Source organism: Paracoccus sp. UBA889, assembly GCA_002294185.1.
Lineage (GTDB): Bacteria > Pseudomonadota > Alphaproteobacteria > Rhodobacterales > Rhodobacteraceae > Paracoccus.
On the sequence record DBFD01000011.1, the window covers coordinates 13,143 to 28,443 of the forward strand.

13 protein-coding genes are annotated in these 15,301 nt (G+C 68.5%); 4 read left to right on the plus strand and 9 right to left on the minus strand.

Features of this window, described 5'->3' with window-relative positions; translation table 11 throughout:
- Positions 1-38 precede the first annotated feature (38 nt).
- The gene (locus B4L36_RS01235; RefSeq protein ID WP_292951081.1) at positions 39-1,034 is read right to left on the minus strand and encodes an ABC transporter substrate-binding protein; all 996 of its coding nucleotides are present in this window, start codon (positions 1,032-1,034) and stop codon (positions 39-41) included.
- Positions 1,035-1,452: 418 nt separating this feature from the next.
- On the opposite strand from B4L36_RS01235, the gene B4L36_RS01240 reads away from it, so the two are divergent.
- On the plus strand, positions 1,453-2,187 hold the full coding sequence (locus B4L36_RS01240) for an outer membrane protein (RefSeq protein WP_292951083.1): 735 nt from the start codon (positions 1,453-1,455) through the stop codon (positions 2,185-2,187).
- A 49-nt stretch (positions 2,188-2,236) separates the two neighbouring features.
- Here the strand turns inward: B4L36_RS01240 and pdeM are convergent, their stop codons facing one another.
- The 5 genes from pdeM to B4L36_RS01265 are packed head-to-tail and all read right to left on the minus strand — an operon-like array spanning position 2,237 to position 8,335.
- A complete protein-coding gene (gene pdeM, locus B4L36_RS01245; RefSeq protein ID WP_292951085.1) occupies positions 2,237-2,920 on the minus strand; it encodes a ligase-associated DNA damage response endonuclease PdeM in 684 nt (227 codons plus the stop codon).
- On the minus strand, positions 2,917-5,292 hold the full coding sequence (locus B4L36_RS01250) for a ligase-associated DNA damage response DEXH box helicase (protein WP_292951087.1): 2,376 nt from the start codon (positions 5,290-5,292) through the stop codon (positions 2,917-2,919). Before B4L36_RS01250 ends, pdeM begins: the two co-directional genes overlap by 4 nt.
- A complete protein-coding gene (locus B4L36_RS01255; protein WP_292951089.1) occupies positions 5,289-6,839 on the minus strand; it encodes a cisplatin damage response ATP-dependent DNA ligase in 1,551 nt (516 codons plus the stop codon). The genes B4L36_RS01250 and B4L36_RS01255 overlap by 4 nt, the downstream gene beginning before the upstream one ends.
- Complete coding sequence (locus tag B4L36_RS01260; protein ID WP_292951091.1) at positions 6,836-7,828, minus strand: ligase-associated DNA damage response exonuclease; 993 nt, start codon at positions 7,826-7,828, stop codon at positions 6,836-6,838. The genes B4L36_RS01255 and B4L36_RS01260 overlap by 4 nt, the downstream gene beginning before the upstream one ends.
- 30 nt (positions 7,829-7,858) lie before the next feature.
- Positions 7,859-8,335, minus strand: a complete 477-nt coding sequence (locus B4L36_RS01265) for an Lrp/AsnC family transcriptional regulator (protein ID WP_292951093.1) — start codon at positions 8,333-8,335, stop codon at positions 7,859-7,861.
- Between the two features lie 91 nt (positions 8,336-8,426).
- Between B4L36_RS01265 and B4L36_RS01270 the strand changes: the two genes are divergently transcribed.
- Positions 8,427-9,815, plus strand: coding sequence for an aminotransferase class V-fold PLP-dependent enzyme (locus tag B4L36_RS01270; protein WP_292951143.1), 1,389 nt, complete (start codon positions 8,427-8,429; stop codon positions 9,813-9,815).
- A 50-nt stretch (positions 9,816-9,865) separates the two neighbouring features.
- Here the strand turns inward: B4L36_RS01270 and B4L36_RS01275 are convergent, their stop codons facing one another.
- The 3 genes from B4L36_RS01275 to B4L36_RS01285 all read right to left on the minus strand — a co-directional run bounded on the left by B4L36_RS01275 (position 9,866) and on the right by B4L36_RS01285 (position 13,153).
- A complete protein-coding gene (locus B4L36_RS01275; protein WP_292951095.1) occupies positions 9,866-10,762 on the minus strand; it encodes a DMT family transporter in 897 nt (298 codons plus the stop codon).
- Positions 10,763-10,827: 65 nt separating this feature from the next.
- Complete coding sequence (locus B4L36_RS01280) at positions 10,828-12,051, minus strand: UbiH/UbiF/VisC/COQ6 family ubiquinone biosynthesis hydroxylase (RefSeq protein WP_292951097.1); 1,224 nt, start codon at positions 12,049-12,051, stop codon at positions 10,828-10,830.
- A 247-nt stretch (positions 12,052-12,298) separates the two neighbouring features.
- On the minus strand, positions 12,299-13,153 hold the full coding sequence (locus B4L36_RS01285) for an SDR family oxidoreductase (RefSeq protein ID WP_292951099.1): 855 nt from the start codon (positions 13,151-13,153) through the stop codon (positions 12,299-12,301).
- A 96-nt stretch (positions 13,154-13,249) separates the two neighbouring features.
- Here B4L36_RS01285 and B4L36_RS01290 point away from each other — a divergent pair, with 96 nt between their 5' ends.
- Together B4L36_RS01290 and B4L36_RS01295 are read left to right on the plus strand one after the other, a co-directional pair.
- Positions 13,250-14,734, plus strand: coding sequence for an AMP nucleosidase (locus B4L36_RS01290; protein ID WP_292951101.1), 1,485 nt, complete (start codon positions 13,250-13,252; stop codon positions 14,732-14,734).
- Between the two features lie 150 nt (positions 14,735-14,884).
- Positions 14,885-15,184: an HU family DNA-binding protein gene (locus tag B4L36_RS01295; protein WP_292951104.1), complete on the plus strand. Its 300-nt coding sequence runs from the start codon at positions 14,885-14,887 to the stop codon at positions 15,182-15,184.
- The last annotated feature ends 117 nt before the right edge of the window (positions 15,185-15,301 follow it).

Here is a 15,301-nt window from a genome sequence, read left to right on the forward strand (position 1 = left end):
CGAAACGGGGCGCCTCGGCGCCCCGTCCATGATGGCGGTCAGAGCGCGTCCTTCACCTTCTGGGCGATATCCTCGGACACCCATTCGGACCAGACCTGCGGATAGTTTTCCAGGAAATAGAAGGCGCCGTCCTCGTTCGTGGCCTGATTGTCGCCCATCCAGGCCAGAAGCTCGTTCACGGTGTCGTTCGACCAGGCGCGCTTGCCCAGGTAATCCATCGTGACGGCATTGCTGTCGGCGAATTCCTTGGTCACGGCGGTGAACACTTCCGAACGCGGCCATTCGTTCAGCTTGGGTTCGGGACAATTGTTCACGACCGTGCAATTGTCCCATTCCTCGCGGTCATGTTCCACGCCCAGGTCCAGCTTGGTCATGTCGTACTTGCCCAGGATCGCGGTCGGTGCCCAGTAATAGCCCAGCCACCCCTGGTCCTGGTTGAAGGCGCGCGCGATCGAGCCGTCAAGCCCGGCGGCCGAACCGGAATCGACCAGCTCGAACCCCTTTTCCTCGCCCTTCAGCGCGCGGAACTGATTGGCGGTGATGATCTGGCAGGCCCAGCCCGAGGGGCAGTTGAAGAAGGCGCCCTTGCTGCTGTCCTCGGCGCCGGGGAACAGGTCGGGGCGCGCCATCGCATCCTCGATGGTCTTGATGTCGTTTTCCTCGGCCAGCTTGGTGGGCACCCAGAAGCCTTCAATGCCGCCATCCTTCAGGATCTCCGACGCGATGACGATCCGGCCCTCCTTCTGCGCGGCCTCCAGCGGCACCTTGACCGCGTTCACCCACAATTCGGGCGCGACATCGGGTTCGCCCTTCTCGTTCATCGAGGTGAAGGTCGGCACGGTATCGCCGGTGACCAGCGCGACGTCGCAGCCGTAACCTTCTTCCAGGATGACCTTGTCGACCCAGGCGGCCAGACCGGCCGAGGCCCAGTTCATTTCGGCAATCGTCACCTCGCCGCAATCCTCGGCGGCAAAGGCGGCCGGCGCGGCCAGAAGAAGGCCGGTCACGGCGAGGGTGGTCTTCAGCAATGTCATGCAGGATCCTTTCTTTTCTTTCGGATTTCCGGGGCCCTCCCTGCAGGCCCCGCCGCGCGGGGCGCGGCAACAACATTCACGCACCATAAGGCACAGACCCAACCTTGTCACATATTTGCGACACAAATCTTGTAAATAATTGTTATCTATCAGGTATTTCAGGGCCGCCATGGGCGATTCGCGACACGCCCGGACCCGTCGCGGCGATCCGGGAATCGCCCCCGGTCCCGGGTTGCGGCGCTGCGGTCACGCGCCGGCCCGGACTATTGCATTTTCGTCACCCTCGCGATGATCGTCATGCCATCACGGAACGGCGGGATTGCATGGAAAGTTTGTTTGACGCTACGTTCGCCTCCAGGTTGCCCGGCGCGGTGCATCCCCGGAGTTCCCCGGATGCCGCGCGGATCAGGAGTATGTCATGACGATCATTCGCATCCTTTCGCTGTGCTGCGCCGGCAGCGCCGTCGCAGCCTCGGGCGCGCTTGCCGGCGGCTATGTCGCGCCGGTCGCGCCCGTCACGGATGTCGCCATCATCCCGGCGCCCGTCGCGCCACCCGTCGCCGACTGGTCCGGCGCCTATGTCGGCGGTTCGCTGGGCTATGTCTTCGGATCGGATGATCGTGTCGGCGTCAGCGATCCGGCCGATAACCTGATCGCGGCTCCCGGTTCGGTCGATCTGTCGGGCGCGACGATCGGCCTGCATGGCGGCTATCGCTGGCAGCGCGCGATGGGCGGCCGCCAGATCGTCTTCGGCCCGGAACTGTCGGTGCAGACAAGCAAGGTGGACGACGAATTCGACAATGGCAGCTTCGCCGCCCGGTCCGAGATGAAGCAGCTTGTCGCGCTGCGGTTCAAGACGGGGGTGCTGAACGCCGCCGGAAACACGCTGTTCTACGGCCAGCTCGGCGCGGCGCGCGGCGATTTCGACTACAAGGTCCAGGGCGCCGGAATGGATTACGACGACGGCTTCAAGGCGAATGCCCTGATGGCCGGCCTGGGCGTCGAACGCAAGGTGACCGACCGCTGGTCCGTCTTTGGCGAATACGAATATCGCGGCTTCGACAAGAAGAAGGTCACGGATGCGAACGGATTTACCAGCGAAGCCACGCCGGAACATCATTCGGTCAAGCTGGGCGTGAATTTCAGCTTCTGATCCTTCCACGATCCCCAAGGGGCCGGCCGCCTGGCGCGACGGCCCTTTTTCATGCCCGGTCGTGCCGGGGCCGGGCCGGGCGCCGCGCGGTCCGGCCGGCCGGCAGCGGCAGGGCGCGTGTCCCGCAGGCCACGGCGATGCCTTCGGGCACCAGTTCCGTCAGCGCCGGATCGTCGCAGGCCAGACCGCCGGTATAGGCCCCGAAGGCGGGCAGGATCAGGTGATCGGCGCCGATCAGGAAACAGCGCCGCCGCTGGCCCGCCAGCCGGATGCAGGGATGGAAATGCCCGGACACGTCGGGGCCTGCCCCGGCCTGATGGCGCAGGACCAGACCCTCGCGGATCTGGTCGCACCCCGTCCCCGGCAGGCGCGCGTCGATCCGGCCCGGATCGTGATTGCCGCTGATCCACAGCCAGCGCCGGCGCGCGGCCATGGCGGACAGCCGGGCACAGACCTGATCGGGCAGCGAACCGGCCGCGGCGTCATCGTCGAACCCGTCGCCCAGGCTGACGATCGTTTCCGGATCGGTCGCCGCGACCTCGGCGGTCAGCCGGTCCAGCGTGGCCTGAACCTCGTAGGGGGGCAGCAGCGCGCCGCCGCGGCGGGCCATGCGTTCGGACTTGCCCAGATGCAGATCGGCCACGATCAGCCAGCGGCGGGCCGGCCAGAACAGCGCCCCCGATGGCCGCGCCTCCAGCCTCTGGCCGTCGAAATCGAACCCATAGCCGGTCACGCAAGCCCCGCCTCTGCCATCAATGCCGCCGCCTCAGCCTCGGCCAGCCGCTCGCGTCCCTGACCCGCGATCGGCACCCGGCCCACCTCCAGCAGCAGCGGCGCGGCCAGCGGCGTGACCCGGTCCAGCACGCGGTGATCGTGCCGGGACGAGCGGTCCAGCATCTCCTCGATCCGGTCGAAATCCACAAGCCCCCGGCGCGCCTCGTCGGCGGTGATCCGCAGCAGCAGATGGTCGGGATCATAGCGGCGCAGCGTGTCATAGAGGATATCGCTGGAAAATGTCGCCTGCTTGCCCGACTTGCGGCTTCCGGGCAGGTTGCGCTGGATCAGGCCCGCGATCACCGCGACGTTGCGAAAGGTCCGCTTCATCACCGCGTTGCCGGCCAGCCAGTCGCCCAGACCGGCCCGCAGCGCCGCCCGGTCCAGCAGCGGCGCGGGATCGCGCACCGGATCCAGCGACCAGATCAGCAGCGCGTAATCGGTGGACAGAAAGCCCAGCGGCCCCAGCCCGGCATCCTCCATCGTGCGCGTCATCAGAAGGCCCAGCGTCTGCAGCGCGTTCCGCCCGGCAAAGCCATACAGCGCGAAATGCCAGCGGCCCTGATAGGGGAAACTTTCGCTGACCAGCACCCCGTCGCGCGGCAGCCCCCCGATCCGGGCCTGCAGATCCAGCCAGTCGCGGGTATCGGGCGGCAGCGCGGCATGATGCGAAGGCTCGCCGATCAGCGCCTGAACCCGGTGCGAAAGCTGGGTCGATGTGGCCAGCTTCACGCCGGAAAACACCGCGATCCGGGGCTGTCGGGCGGGCTGTCTGGTCACCTCGACAACCATCTCGCGCAGCCCGTCATAGCGCACGGTCTGACCGCCGATCAGAAAGGTGTCGCCGGGGCTCAGGCTGGCGGCAAAGGCTTCCTCGACCTCGCCCAGCGGCGCGCCGCCGCGCCCGCGCAGCCGGACCTTCAGCATCTCGGCCTCGACGATGGTGCCGACATTCATCCGCAGGTTCCGCGCCGCGCGCGGGTCGCGCAGCCGCCACAGCCCGTCGCGCAGCATCAGCCGCTGCCAGCGGTCATAGGCCCGCAGCGCATAGCCGCCGGTCGCCGCGAAATCCAGGCAGGCGTCGAAATCGGCGCGCGTCAGGCCGCGATAGGGCCCGGCCTCGCGGACCTCGCGGAACAGCGCCTCGGCGTCGAAGGGCCCGGCGCAGGCGGTCAGCCCGATATGCTGGCACAGCACGTCCAGCGGGCCGGGGCCACGCGGATCGCCGTCCAGATCGCGTTCCGCCACGGCCTCCAGCGCGGCCACGCATTCGATCACCTCGAAGCGGTTGGCGGGCACGATCCGGGCGCGCGAGGGCGCGTTGTAGCGATGGTTGGCCCGCCCGATCCGCTGCACCAGCCGCTTGACGTTCTTCGGCGCGCCGACCTGGATGACCAGATCGACCGCGCCCCAGTCGATGCCCAGATCGAGGCTGCCGGTCGCGACCACCGCCCGCAAGGCACCCGCCGCCATCGCCGCCTCGACCCTCTGCCGGGCCTCGCGGGCAAGGCTGCCGTGATGCAGGCCGATGGGCAGGTTATCCTCGTTCGCAGCCCACAGGGCCTGAAAGAACAGTTCCGCCTGGGCGCGGGTGTTGATGAAGATGATCGTGGTCCTGGCGGCCTTCACCTGTTCCAGCACTTCGGGGATGGCGTGGTGCCCGCCGCCGCCGGCCCAGGGCGCGGGCCGGGCCGTGGGCAGCATGGCGATGTCGGGATCGGGACCGGGATCGGCATGGATGATCGCCGCGCCGCCCATGAAATCGGCCAGGGCGGCCGGGTTTTCCACCGTCGCCGACAGCCCGGTCGCCAGCAGCCCCGGCGACAGCGCCTTCAGCCGCGCCAGGCACAGCATCAGCTGGTCGCCGCGCTTGTTTTCGGCCAGCGCGTGCAATTCGTCCAGCACCACCCGCCGCAGGCCGCCAAAGATCGCGGGCGCCTGTTCGTAGGACAGCATCAGCGCCAGGCTTTCCGGGGTGGTCAGCAGGATGTCGGGCGGATCGACCCGCTGCCGGGCGCGCTGCGCGGGGCGGGTGTCGCCGGTCCGGTCCTCGATCCGGACCTTCAGCCCCAGATCGGCCACGGGCCGGGCCAGGTTGCGCGCGATATCCGCCGTCAGCGCCTTCAGGGGCGAGACATACAGCGTGTGCAGCCCGCCCGGCGGCTCGCGCAGCGCGACCAGCGAGGGCAGGAACCCGGCCAGCGTCTTGCCGCCGCCCGTCGGCGCGATCAGCAAGGTGTCGCCCTGCGCCGCAAGCAGCGCGATCTGGTGCGGATGCGGCTGCCAGCCCTGGCGGGCGAACCAGTCCCGGAACGCGCCCGGCAGCGTCACGGCAGCATCTCTTTCAGGCTGTCCAGCCGGTCGGCCTCGGCCGCCGGCTTGTCCCAGCGAATGCGGCTGATGCGGGGAAAGCGCATGGCGATGCCCGATTTGTGCCGCCCCGATTCGTTCAGCCCCTCGAAGGCGACTTCCAGCACCAGTTTCGGCGCGACGGCGCGGACCGGGCCGAAACGGTCCACGGTGTTGGTGCGCACGAAGCGGTCCAGTTCGCGCAATTCCTCGTCGGTAAAGCCGAAATAGGCCTTGCCGACCGGGACAAGCTGGTCGCCATCCCACAGCCCGAAGGTGAAATCGCTGTAAAAGCCGGACCGTTTGCCATGCCCGCGCTGCGCGTAAAGCATCACCGCATCGACCACCATCGGGTCGCGCTTCCACTTGAACCAGGGCCCGCGCGGCCGGCCGCCGACATACGGGCTGTCGCGGCGCTTGATCATCACCCCCTCGATCACCGCGCTTGGCGGGTCGGCGCGCAAGGCGGCCAGATCGTCCCAGGTGGCGAAATCCAGCAGCGGCGAGACATCGATCCGGTCGCTGCCGAAATCCGCGCCGTCCAGCACCGCGCGGCGTTCGGCAAGGGGCAGGCCGCGCAGATCGCGGCCCTGCCAGATCATCAGGTCATAAAGGCGCAGCCCGGCCGGGTGGCTGTCCAGCATCGCGCGGCTGATCGCCTTGCGGTTCAGCCGCTTTTGCAGATCGCCGAACACCGCCACCTCGCCGTCGCGGCGCACCAGCAATTCGCCATCCGCCGCACCATCGAAATTCAGCGCCTCGATCACATCGGGAAAGGCGGCGCCGATATCCTCGCCGGTGCGGGAATACAGCCTGCGCACCCCGCCGTCATTGATCGCCTGCACGCGGATGCCGTCCCATTTCCATTCCGCCATGTATTCGTCCGGATCGAAGCCGCGAAGCTGGTCCAGATCGACCGGCGTGGACAGCATGACCGGCCGGAACGGCGCGCGGGCGGCATGTTCGGGCCGCGCCCCGCCCGCGATCCAGTCGAACAGCGGCCGGTAGGGCGGCTTCAGCCCGTGCCAGATCTCCTCGATATCGGCGACCTCGGGTTCGCCCATCTCGGCCAGCGCGATCCTGGCCAAGCGCGCGGACAGCCCGACGCGCATGTTGCCGGTGGCCAGCTTCAGAAACGCCAGCCGCTGCGACGGGCCCAGCCGGTCCAGCATCGCGGCGATGGCAGCAGGCAGCCCGGCCTTGCCGGTATCCGACAGCAGCGTCACCGCCTCGTGCAACGGCACGTCCTGATCGCCGTCGCCCTGCCACAGCAGCGCGATCGTCTCGGCCAGATCGCCGACGAAATCGTAGGACAGCGCGAAAAGCTGGTCATCCACCCGCTCTGCCATCAGCCCGCGCAACAGGCTGGGGGTGACGGCGCGCAGCTTCAGATCGCCGGTCAGCGCGGCCAGGGCATAGCCGCGATCGGGATCCGGCGTGGTTTCCAGATAATGCCGCAGCAGCCGCAGCTTGGCGTTGCGGGCGGGGGTAAAGGCCAGCCGTTCCAGCAGATGCGCGAACGCCTTCATTCCGGCTCGTCCTCATAGCCCACAAGGCGCAGCGGGCGGGCGGGGATGCCCTGCAATTCGCACCAGCGCAGCAAGCCTTCCTCGGCGCCGTGGGTGATCCAGACCTCGGAGGGGGACAGCTCGCGGATCGTCGCCGTGACCTGCGGCCAGTCCACGTGATCGCTGACGACCAGCGGCAGTTCCACGCCCCGCTGGCGCGCCCGCGCGCGGACCTGCATCCAGCCCGAGGCAAAGCCGATCACCGGGTCGCGGAAGCGCTGAACCCAGGGGCTGGCAAAGGCCGAGGGCGGCGCGATGACCAGGTGCGCGGGCACGTCCTCGGCGGTGGCGGGAATCAGCGCGCCCAGCGCGATTCCCTGTTCGATGTGGTAATCGCACAACCGCTGCAAGGCGCCGTGAATGGCGATGGGCCCGTCGATCCCGGCCGCGCGGGCCAGCGCGATCAGCCGCTGCGCCTTGCCCAGCGCATAGGCGCCGATCAGGTGCGGGCGGTCGGGAAATTCGGCCATGCTGGCCAGAAGGCGGGCCATTTCCTGCGCCGGATCGGGATGGCGGAAGACCGGCAGGCCAAAGGTCGCCTCGGTCACGAAGACATCGCAGGGAACCGGCTCGAACGGGGCGCAGACGGGGTTCGCCCGGCGGCAGTAATCGCCCGAGACGACGATCTTCGGCCCCGCGCCCGGCTGCACCGCGATCTGGGCCGAGCCGAGGATATGCCCGGCCGGATGAAAGCTGACCTGGGTGTCGCCGACCCGCAGCGGGCCTTCGGCGACCTGCCGCGTCCGGGCAAAATCCGTGCCATAGCGGATTGCCATGATGTCCAGCGTCTGGCGCGTGGCCATGACCGCGCCATGTCCCGCGCGGGCATGATCGCCATGGCCATGCGTGATCAGCGCGCGGGGAACCGGGCGGATCGGGTCGATGAAGAAATCGCCGGGCGGGCAGTAAAGCCCGGCTTCGGTCGGGTGCAGGATCTGGTCGGCGCGCATGGGTCCAAGATGGCGAACATATCGTGAAAATCAACGCGGCAGGCGCAGCGGCCGGCCCTCGAAGATGGTTTCCATCGAGAAAACGCCGGTGACGCGTTCCAGATCCATGTCGGCGATCAGCGCCTTGTAGCAAAGATCGTAGCCGGCCATCGAGGTCGTCACCAGCTTGGCCATGTAGTCCCATTCGCCGCCGATCCGGTGAAATTCGGCGATCTCGGGGATCGATTCGACACGGGCACGAAATCGTCGCGCCCAGGCGTCATCGTGATGGCGGGTGCGGATCATCACGAAGACGGTCAGGTGCAGGCCCGCCCGGCCGGCATCGATCAGCGCCCGGCTGCCTTTCAGAACACCCGCGTCGGTCAGCTTCTGCAGCCGCCGCCAGCAGGCATTCTGCGACAGGCCGATGCGGTCGGCCAGGGCGCGCTGCGACAGCGTCGCATCCTGTTGCAGCGCCGCGAGGATGCGGTGGTCGATATCGTCGAATTGCGGCGTCTGTTCGTTCATCTGAACGTCAGATTAGGGGTATTTCCACAACGAAGAAATCAAATTCTGCATCTTTCCGTGTCATCCTTGGCGGAAAGGAAGGGTGATGAGCATGGATTTCTTCGACCGGTTCCGGGCCGCCCTGGGGGCGCCAGAGACCCTGCATGACAGCATGATCGGCCGCGACGCGGTGATCGAGGGGCCGTTCGGGCCGCGGCGGATGATCTATGCCGATCACGTCGCCTCGGGGCGGGCGCTTTTGCCGGTGGAACACGCGATCCTGCGCGATGTGCTGCCCTGGTATGCCAACAGCCATACCGAGGCCAGCCATTGCGGCGCCATGATGACCCGCCTGCGCCGCGCCGCGCGGGCCGAGATCCTGCGCTGCACGGGCGGCGGGCCGGAACATGCGGTGATCTTTGCCGGGTCGGGCGCGACGGCGGGGATCAACCGGCTGGTTCACCTGTTCGGGGTCGGGCCCGGCTGGACGGTGCTGATCGGCCCCTACGAGCATCATTCCAATATCCTGCCATGGCGCGAAAGCGGCGCGCGCGTGGTCGAGATCCCCGAGGCGCAAGGCGGCGGGCCGGACCTTGCGGCGCTGGGCGCGGAACTGGCGGCGGGCGGGCCGGTGATGGGTGCCTTTTCGGCGGCCTCGAACGTGACCGGCGCGCTGACCGACGTGGCGGCGGTGACCCGGCTGTTCCGGCAGGCGGGCGCGCGGATCGTCTGGGATTATGCGGGCGGCGCGCCCTATCTGCCGATCGACATGGGTTTGGGGATGGATGCGGTCGTCGCCTCTCCGCACAAGTTCATCGGCGGGCCGGGGGCATCGGGCGTGCTGATCCTGCGCCGCGACGCGGTGGTCGCGGACCGCCCCAGCCTGCCGGGCGGCGGCACGGTGCGTTTCGTGAATGCCGAGGGTCACGATTATGCGGCATCCGTCGAGACGCGCGAGGAGGCCGGCACGCCGAATGTCGTGGGCGATATCCGCGCGGCGATGGTCTTTGCGCTGAAGGATGCGGTCGGGCAGGAGTGGATCGATGCGCGCCACGCGATGTGGCTGCGCAAGGCGGCGCGGCTTCGGGACGTGCCGGGCCTGCAGATGCTGGGCAACCCGGCGGCGGCGCGGCTGCCGATCCTGTCGTTTCGAATCCGCGACGGCCGCGGCGGCTTCGTGCACCAGCAGCTTGCGACGCGGATGCTGTCGGATCTGCATGGCGTTCAGGCACGGGGCGGCTGCGCCTGCGCCGGGCCCTATGTGCACCGCCTGCTGGGGATCGGTGCGGCGGAATCGCGGCGGCTGCGGACCGCGATCCTGCGCGGCGACGAGATCGAGAAGCCCGGCTTCGTGCGGCTGAACCTGTGCTGGGCCGCCCCCGAGGCCGAGATCGACGCGATCCTGTCCGCGATGACCGACCTGGCCCGCCATGCCGCGGAGCACCTGCACCGCTATCGCTGCGATCCGGCGACCGCCATCTTCACGCCCGTCGCGGCCTGAGGGCGGGGTCACGGCCACCGCGCCGGGCGCGATGGCGCAAAGACCGGCGACTAGGCCGCCGGCGGCGGCCGTCTGACCGGGGGCGGCTGGCGCGACAGCTGCACCGCAAGGATGCCCGCCATGATGATCGCGACGCCGATCACGTCGCTGATCCCAAGGCTTTCGCCCAGCAGGACCGCACCGATGGTCACCCCGAAGAACGGGCTGAGGAAATGGAACGTCGCGGCCCGGACGGCGCCGATCCGGCGGACCAGCTCGAACCAGACCCAGGTCGCCAGAAGGCCCGGCACCAGCACGGTATAGAAGAAGGCCACGGCAAGCCGGGGCGTGATGGTGGCGTCCCATGTCTCGATGAACGGGGCGATCAGGCCCAGGGCGGCGGCGCCGACCAGCATCTGCAAGCCCACGATCATCATCACGTTGCCGCCCGAACTGGCGCCCCGCACGCTGAGCGTGGCAATGGCCAGCGCCAGCGAGGCCACGAAGCCCAGGGCGATGCCGAACGGATCGCTGCCGCCCTGCAACCGCGCCCCCATGATGATGGCAACGCCGACAAGACCCAGCACCAGCCCCGCGACCCCCGTCGGTCGCAGCCTTTCGCCCATCACGATCCAGCCGAAGAAGGCGACCAGCAGCGGCATGGTGGCGGCGATGATCGAGGCGAGGCCCGCCTCGATCCACTGCATCGCGACCCAGTTCAGGCCCAGATACAGCGCGTTCTGGCACAGGCCCAGCACCACCACCGCGCGCCATTGCGTCCGCGTCAGCCCGCGCCAGTCCTGGCCCATCGCCCGCGCGATGGCCACGCCGATCGCGCCCGAGATCGCAAAGCGCAGCGCCAGCGCCAGCAAGGGCGGCGCCTCCAGCACGATCATCCGGCTGGAACTGAAGGCCGAGGCCCACATGATCGCGAAGGCCAGCCCCATCAGGATCGCGCGAATGTCCATGGCCGGCCTTCCCGTGCAGATGATGCAACACCGCTAGCAGAGGGCGCAGGCGGCGGAAAGGGTGCCTATAGCGGCTGGCCGGTCAGCAGCCGCGGCATCGGATCGACCGACAGGCCCGCCGCCTGCCGCATGAAACCGCGCCGCAGCGCGGGGATGGCCGTCACCATGCCCATCCCGATGCCCCGCGCCGCGCGCAGCAGCGGATTGTCGCTGGCAAACAGCGTGTTGACCGCGTCCATTCCCAATGCCAGCCGTGTCGCGTCGAAACGCCGCCAGCCCTGGTATCGCTCCAGCACCGGATCGCTGCCCGGATCCTCGCCCCGGCGCAGCGCCTCGACCAGCGTTTCGGCCAGCGCCGCCACATCGCGAAGGCCCAGGTTCAGCCCCTGCCCGGCAATGGGATGGACGCCATGCGCGGCATCGCCCACCAGCGCGATCCGCGGCGCCACATAGGCGTCGGCCAGCGACAGGCTGAGAGGATAGGAGAATCGCTGTCCCGCCAGCCCGATCGGCCCCAGAAAGTCGCCAAAGCGCGGCCGCAGCACGTCCAGGAACGCCGCGTCGGGCAGCGCGGCGATGGCATCCGCATTGGTCCGCGTCTCGGACCAGACCACGCTGGACCGGTTGCCGGGCAGCGGCAGGATCGCCAGCGGGCCGGTCGGCATGAAATACTGATGTGCAATGCCCTGATGCGGGCGTTCGTGATCGATGGCCGCGACCAGGGCTGTCTGGCCATAATCCCGGCCGCGCCGGGCGATCCCCGCCCGCCGCGCGACGCCCGATCCGCGCCCGTCCGCACCGACCAGCAGCCGTGCCCGCAGGCTGCGCCCGCCCGACAATCGCACCGCGATCCCCGAGGCATCGGGTTCCTGCCCCTCGACCGACAGGCCGGCCAGATGAGTCACGCGCCCGGCCATCGCCGCCAGCAGGGCGCGATAAAGGAACCGATCCTCCAGCATGTGCCCGACCGGACCTTCCTCGATCTCGGCGCTGTCGAAATGCAGCAGGAACCGCGCGGCCCCCTCGCCCGGCTGGCCCTGCGAGGCCTTGACCTGCCGGACCGGCTGGCTGACGCCGGCCAGATCGCCCCACAATCCCAGCGCCGAAAGCAGGCGCTGCGAGGCCAGCGCCAGCGCATAGGCACGCCCGTCGAAGTCCTCTCCGGTCCGGTACCCGGCCGGGCGCGGATCGACCACGGTCACGGACAGGCCGGCCCCGGCCAGCGCCAGGGCCAGCGTCGGCCCGTTCAGGCCGCCGCCCGCGATCACGATATCGGTGTCGAAGCTCATGACCGGCGATCATGCACGGGCCGCGCGCAAAGTCCATGCGGCGCGTCGGCGCCGTGATGCCGGGCGGGGGGCGGTTAACGATCCGTTAACCGAAGGTCCGCAAGCGGTGTACGGCCTGTGCACCCGCTGTGCCGCCACGCTGCGCACCCTGTGCGACGGGGTGCCCCGCATTTGCCGGGCTTTCGGGGAATTCGCCCCGAAACCGCATCCGGCGCAACACAGGCCCCGTTGCCCGCGCAACACCGCCTCAGCCAGCCTCGTCGCGCAACAGCGCCCGCAGCCCGCTGCGATAATCGGGATAAAGCAGCCCGATCCCCAGTTCATCCTTGATCCGGTCGTTCCGCACCCGTTTGCTGTCGGCATAGAAGGATCGCGCCATCGGCGTCATCTCGGCCCGATCGAAGGGAACTTCCGGCGGCACCGGCATGCCCAGCAATTCCGCCGCATGGGCGATCACGTCCTGCGGCGGGGCGGGATCGTCGTCGCAGAGATTATAGATCGCCCCGGCCCGCGGGGCCTCGATCGAGGCCAGAAGAACCTGAACGATATCAGCCACATGAATGCGCGAAAAGACCTGCCCCGGCTTCACGATCCGCCGCGCCGTGCCGTTGCGGACCTTCTCGAACGGGCCGCGCCCCGGCCCGTAGATTCCGGCCAGCCGGAAGATGTGCAGCGCCAGCCCGGCGCCCTCCGCCAGTTCGCGCCACCCGGCCTCGGCCTCGATCCGCGCCAGACCGCGCGGGCCGCTGGCGTCGGTCGCGCTGTCCTCGTCCACCCAGCCGCCCTGCCGGTCGCCATAGACCCCGGTCGTGGACAGATAGCCCAGCCAGCCCGGCCGCGCGCGCGCCAGATCCGCGCCGAAGGCGGCCAGAACCGGGTCCCCCCCGGATCCCGGCGCGACCGAAACCAGAACCGCGTCGGCCCCGTCAATCGCCGCGCGAACCGCATCCCGCTGCCCCGGCCAGATCAGCGGCGCGGCCCCCGCGGCGGCCACCCGGTCGGGATCCGCGCGTGTCGTGCCGCTGACCTGCCAGCCGCGCGCGATCAAGGCGGGCGTCAGGAAGCCCGCACTGTATCCATGACCGAAAATCAGCATCTTCATGGGCGCAGGCTAACGCGCCCGCGGCGGTGCCGCCAGACGCTTGCCTGACCCGCGCCGGGCTGGCAGGATCCGCGCAACAAGAAGGATAAGAAGACCATGGACACGGATTCCCGCTATCTGCCCGTCGAAAGCCCCGATTCCCCCGCGCGCGAGCAGTTCACCGATGCCCGCGCCGCCGTCGCGCGGCTGCAGCGGCTGTATACCGAGTCGACGGATTTCCTGCTGGACCATTTCACCCGCCTGCTGGAGGGCGGACGCCCCGCCGCGCGTTATCGCGCCTTCTACCCGGAACTGCGTCTGACCGTCACCAGCCATCCGCATGTGGATTCGCGGCTTTCCTTTGGCCATGTCGTCGCGCCGGGCAGCTATGCCGCCACCATCACCCGGCCCGATCTGTTCCAGAACTACCTGACCGAGCAGATCGCGCTGCTGATCAAGAATCTCGGCGTTCCGGTGACGGTGGGCCTCAGCGAGACGCCGATGCCGGTTCACTTCGCGGTCGCGGCCCAAAGCGAACTGGCCGTGCCGCAGGAAGGCGTGCTGGATTTCTCGCTGCGCGACATCTTCGACGTGCCGGATCTGAACACCATGAACGACGACATCGTGAACGGGGTCGCCGGCCCCCTGCCGGACGGAACCCATCACCTGGCCGCCTTCACCGCGCAGCGGATCGACTATTCGCTGGCGCGCCTGCAGCATTACACCGCCACCAAGGCCGAACATTTCCAGAATTTCGTCCTGTTCACCAACTACCAGTTCTACGTGGACGAATTCGAGGCCTTCGCGCGCATGGCGCTGGCCGACCCGGCCCTGGGATATACCAGTTTCGTGGCGCCGGGCGATCAGGAGATCACCGATCCCGAGACGCCGATCAGGCCGCTGTCGAAGCTGCCGCAGATGCCGACCTATCACCTCAAGCGCGCGGCGGGTCAGGGCATCACGTTGGTCAATATCGGCGTCGGCCCCTCGAATGCGAAAACGGCGACGGATCACATCGCGGTGCTGCGCCCCCATGTCTGGCTGATGGTCGGCCATTGCGCGGGCCTGCGCAATTCGCAGAGCCTGGGCGATTTCGTCCTGGCCCATGCCTATCTTCGCGAGGATCACGTGCTGGACGATGATCTTCCGGTCTGGGTGCCGATCCCGGCCCTGGCCGAGGTTCAGGTGGCGCTGCAAGAAGCCGTGGCCGAGGTCACGCGGCTGGAAGGCTATGAACTGAAGCGGATCATGCGCACCGGCACCGTCGCCACGATCGACAACCGGAACTGGGAATTGCGCGACCAGTCCGGCCCGGTCCACCGCCTGTCGCTGTCGCGGGCCGTCGGGCTGGACATGGAAAGCGCCACCATCGCCGCCAACGGCTTTCGCTTTCGCGTCCCCTATGGCACGCTTCTTTGCGTTTCGGACAAGCCCCTTCACGGGGAACTGAAGCTGCCCGGGATGGCGACCGATTTCTACCGCACGCAGGTCGCCAACCACCTGCTGATCGGCATCCGCGCGATGGAAAAGCTGCGCGAGATGCCGCTGGAACGGATCCATTCGCGCAAATTGCGGTCCTTCAGCGAGACCGCCTTCCTGTAACCCCGCGACATGCGGGGCCGGGAAAGGCCGGTTTTCGCGTGCGACGCGAAAAATGCTTGATCTGCCGGTCAAAACCGTGTGTAGCAGGCGATATGCCGCAAAAGGCGCTAATTTGGGCCCGGAACGACAGGGGCAAGAGGAGACAGAAGAATGGCTACGGCTTCCGCAAAACCGATGACAAAAACCCAGCTGGTGGCAACTCTGGCCGAGGAAATGGGCTCGGACAAGAAATCGGCCGCGGCGGCGCTGGACGCGATCGCGAGCGTCGTCACCCGTGAAGTCGCCAATGGCGGCGCGGTGACGCTGCCCGGCATCGGCAAGGTCGCCTGCCGCGCCCGGCCCGAACGTCAGGTCCGCAACCCGCAGACCCAGGAAATGATGACCAAACCCGCCGACAAGCAGGTCAAGGTGACAGTCGCCAAGGCCCTGAAGGACAGCGTCAACAGCTGATCCGGCCGAATTTCGGTGATGACGGGCCGCGCCGCCGGGCGCGGCCCTCTTGGTTGCGCCGCGCGCGCGCCGTGCCGTTTTCGCCGCGTCGCGGCGATCCCTGTGCACCCTTTTTCC